We start from the raw sequence: 3,381 nt of genomic DNA on the forward strand, positions 1-3,381 counted from the left end.
CCCATGATCATGATGGGTCATAGTCTCATCTTTCTGCCCGAAGCAATCGAGGATCTGTATCTCAGTTCCTGTACCCACAGGATTTTTTGGATTTCCAATGCGGAAGAAAAGTCCGCTGTTTCCCTTCGGGGGGTATTTGTATTCCATTTCTAAAATGAAATCACCATAAGTTTTTTCCGAAATCAAGTAGTCTTTGAACCGTTTCCAGCCGGTCTGTTCGGGCAGCGGATCGATGATCAGGCAGCCCTCTTTATTCACTACCCAGTTCCCCTCAGTTTTCCAGCCGCTTAAATCTTTCCCGTTCAAAAGAGGGACAAATTCTGAGGTAGTGGGATAGGGTTTAGATTGGGCATTTCCCTCCAAAGAATTTGCTAACATGAGGATAACAGCAGAGGAGATAATAGAAAAACTTTTCATATATTTGAACTCTCGTAAATTAAGAGCTTTCTCGTTGGTGAGGGCAAGTTGTTTAGAAGGTCACTGTTGGTACTACAGATTTTGGAATCCCATGGTTTACTGTGTTTATGTATAACCGAAAAAAAGGCATTAAGAATTTTTTTAAGCCGGCTCTTTAAGTGGAAAGATACGGGGAAAATAGCAATGTTCGGAAAGAAAACTCTTATCGAATGAGACCATTCGATCCGTACCTATTTTGGGGGTCCGAAATTATCAACCAATTCGGCTTTACATCTCTCATTTCAACGATAAAGAAGTTTGGTAATTTTAGTTTTATTACCTAAGCTAATCCTTTACCCCTTTTACCCATGAAAAAAATCCCTGCTGGGCTCATTGTTCCTAGTGCTGCTTTTTGTTTACAAAAATCATCCATTGCTGGTTATCAAATGTTGGATAAGTCTCCTGAGCCTGGAGATCTCGTATTTGGCTCGATTCGTCGCATTGGGCAACATTCATCTTTGGAGAATGTGTCGGGTCGAATACATGCTGTGCACAATGGATCCAAAGCGGTTTTCGTTTTTGGAAACCGTTATGCTCCGGATCATTACGAAGGGATCATTCAGGAAGACTTAATAAAGGATGTCGATCTTTTGGCTCGTTCGGGAATGATTGGTACAGTTGTTACTAAAAATGCGATGCTTAAGGATCCTACGAGGATTCGCATCCATGGGCACTTGGTTGATAAGCAGGGTAAAGTGTTAAACACCCGAGACTTTCCTAAATTCAAGAAAACCCCAGCAAAGAAAGGAAAAGCCAAATTGGTCCTTGTTGTGGGTACCGCTATGAATTCAGGAAAAAGTCTCGCCGCAGCAGCATGTTGTCGGGCTCTTCATCAAATGGGATATGCTGTAAATGGGTGTAAAATGACTGGAACAGCTAGCTTGAAGGATATCCTGCATATGAATGACGCAGGTGCCAAAGAATTTGCTGATTTCACTTACCTTGGCCATCCTTCCACCTACAAGCTAACCTTAGATGAAATGCTCGATGTGTTTCATACCCTTGACTCCAAACTTGGTAGCAATAGCAAAAATTTTCTTGTGGTTGAATTTGCGGATGGAATCAACCAACGGGAAACCGCCATGCTCCTTGAATGCCCGGAAATTGTTTCCCGGATCCACAAATTAATCTTTTGTGCCGCAGACGCTTTAGGAGCCGTGGGCGGGATCCATATTTTGAAGACCAAGTTTAACCTGGTTCCTGACGCGGTTTCAGGTCTTTGTTCAAGCTCTCCTTTGCATATCCGGGAATTAAATAATTTCACCGATGCTCCTGTCTTTAATGGAGCAGATCTTAAGCTCGACCAAATGGCGGAAATTCTCTTGAACTAATCCCTGTGGGAAATGGGAAGTGTAAATTAATTATTCATGGTGGTGCGGGCAGGCTCGAAGGCAAGGTAGCTACCAAGGAACAATATCGCGTCGGTTTGCAGGAGGCTTTGCATCCTGCATACGAAACCTTATTGCAGGAAGGTGCCCGTGCCGCGGTTCTTCATGCGATTCGGCTTCTTGAGAGTGATCCTATTTTTAATGCGGGTACAGGCTCGAAACTTCAGCGGGATGGTCGGGTAAGAATGTCTGCCGCCCTTATGGATTCAATGGATTCAATCTTCTCGGGCGTGATCAATATTTACGATGTCGAACATCCGATTTCGGTGGCTGATTCCTTGCGGGGAGAAGTGCATCATCTGCTCTCCGGAAATGAAGCAACCGAATACGCTCGACGGAAAGGATTTCCCTTTCATGACCCAATTACTATGTCCCGTTTCATTGAGTACCGCAAAGCGTTAAAGAACCGGGAAAAATTTGGTACTGTGGGAGCAGTTGCCTTGGCTGAGGATGGAATTGTCTGCGCTGGTACTTCCACTGGTGGTATAGGCAATGAAACGCCCGGACGGGTGAGCGATAGTGCCAGTGTGGCAGGTACTTACGCAGATGAAGTTGGAGGGGTTTCCTGTACAGGCAAAGGTGAGCATATTATCAATCAGGCGGTGGCTGCTCAGGTGATATATCGTTTACGGGATGGTGTGCCCCTCAAAACCATTCTATTGGATTTAATGAAGGAAGGTGCTTCGCGTAACCATGAATTCGGATTGATATCTTTGAACAAAAAAGGGCGTTTCGGCGTTCGTTCAACCAAGAATTCAATCAGCGTGCTCTATGCCCTGAAAGACGCCTCCCATGAATTAGACTTTACGACGGGCAGAAGAAACCTGATTCTTTGATGCTTTTTATGAAGATTTTACAATCCATTTATCTATTTCTTTTCTTCAGCTCAGTTTCTTTCGGTGATGAGAGGCCAAATATAATTTTTATTTTTGCGGACGACTGGGGGTGGGGAGATCTTGGCTGTCATGGTCATCCTTATGTGAAAACTCCGAATATTGACCGCTTGGCAGAGGAGGGTACAGATTTCCACAGATTTTCGGTTGCGAGCGGGGTATGTTCTCCCAGCAGAACCGCGGTGATGACTGGTCATTTTCCGGCTCGCTACTCGATCGACGGACACTTTGCCTGGGTGCCTTCCAATCAGAAGCGCAATATGCCGGACTGGTTAAACCCTCAGGCTCCTTTGCTTACACGATTTTTACAGGAAGCTGGCTATGCCACTGCTCACTATGGAAAATGGCATTTGGCTAACGATATGATTCCCGATTCGCCTCTTCCCAGTGCCTATGGGATTGATGAGTATGGAGCCTTTAATTGTGCCGGCCCGCAAATGTTCGTCCATGACGATGTGAAAATGGCCATTCCTTTCATCGAACGAAGCCACGAATTAGGAAAGCCATTTTTTATTAACTTATGGATGCATGAACCCCACACCCCATTTCATGTCGATCCTAAGTTACTCAATAAATTTTCTGATTTGGATGAGCCAGATGCCATCTATGCGGCCACTCTTTACCATGCTGACTTACGGATTGGT

At 44.8% G+C, this 3,381-nt stretch carries 4 protein-coding genes; 3 read left to right on the plus strand and 1 reads right to left on the minus strand.

Annotation, left to right across the window (positions count from 1 at the left end):
- The coding region (locus ACKPQ4_RS09780; RefSeq protein ID WP_407680997.1) for a 3-keto-disaccharide hydrolase at positions 1-417 on the minus strand (417 nt) is incomplete at its 3' end.
- A gap of 347 nt (positions 418-764) precedes the next feature.
- Here ACKPQ4_RS09780 and ACKPQ4_RS09785 point away from each other — a divergent pair.
- The 3 genes from ACKPQ4_RS09785 to ACKPQ4_RS09795 form a co-directional block, all read left to right on the plus strand.
- Positions 765-1,787, plus strand: a complete 1,023-nt coding sequence (locus ACKPQ4_RS09785) for a hypothetical protein (RefSeq protein ID WP_407680998.1) — start codon at positions 765-767, stop codon at positions 1,785-1,787.
- A gap of 5 nt (positions 1,788-1,792) precedes the next feature.
- Positions 1,793-2,680 carry an isoaspartyl peptidase/L-asparaginase gene (locus tag ACKPQ4_RS09790; protein WP_407680999.1) on the plus strand — a complete coding sequence of 296 codons (888 nt, stop codon included), beginning with the start codon at positions 1,793-1,795 and terminating at the stop codon, positions 2,678-2,680.
- Between the two features lie 8 nt (positions 2,681-2,688).
- Positions 2,689-3,381, plus strand: a 693-nt coding sequence (locus ACKPQ4_RS09795) for a sulfatase family protein (protein ID WP_407681000.1), incomplete at its 3' end; no start/stop codon positions are given.

It is taken from the genome of Candidatus Chordibacter forsetii (assembly GCF_964187505.1).
GTDB classification, from domain to species: Bacteria; Verrucomicrobiota; Verrucomicrobiia; order Opitutales; family Seribacteraceae; genus Chordibacter; species Chordibacter forsetii.

Excerpts from the sequence above, each read along its gene's own strand:
- ACKPQ4_RS09785 (WP_407680998.1), top strand. The coding sequence starts at position 765 with ATGAAAAAAATCCCTGCTGGGCTCATTGTTCCTAGTGCTGCTTTTTGT.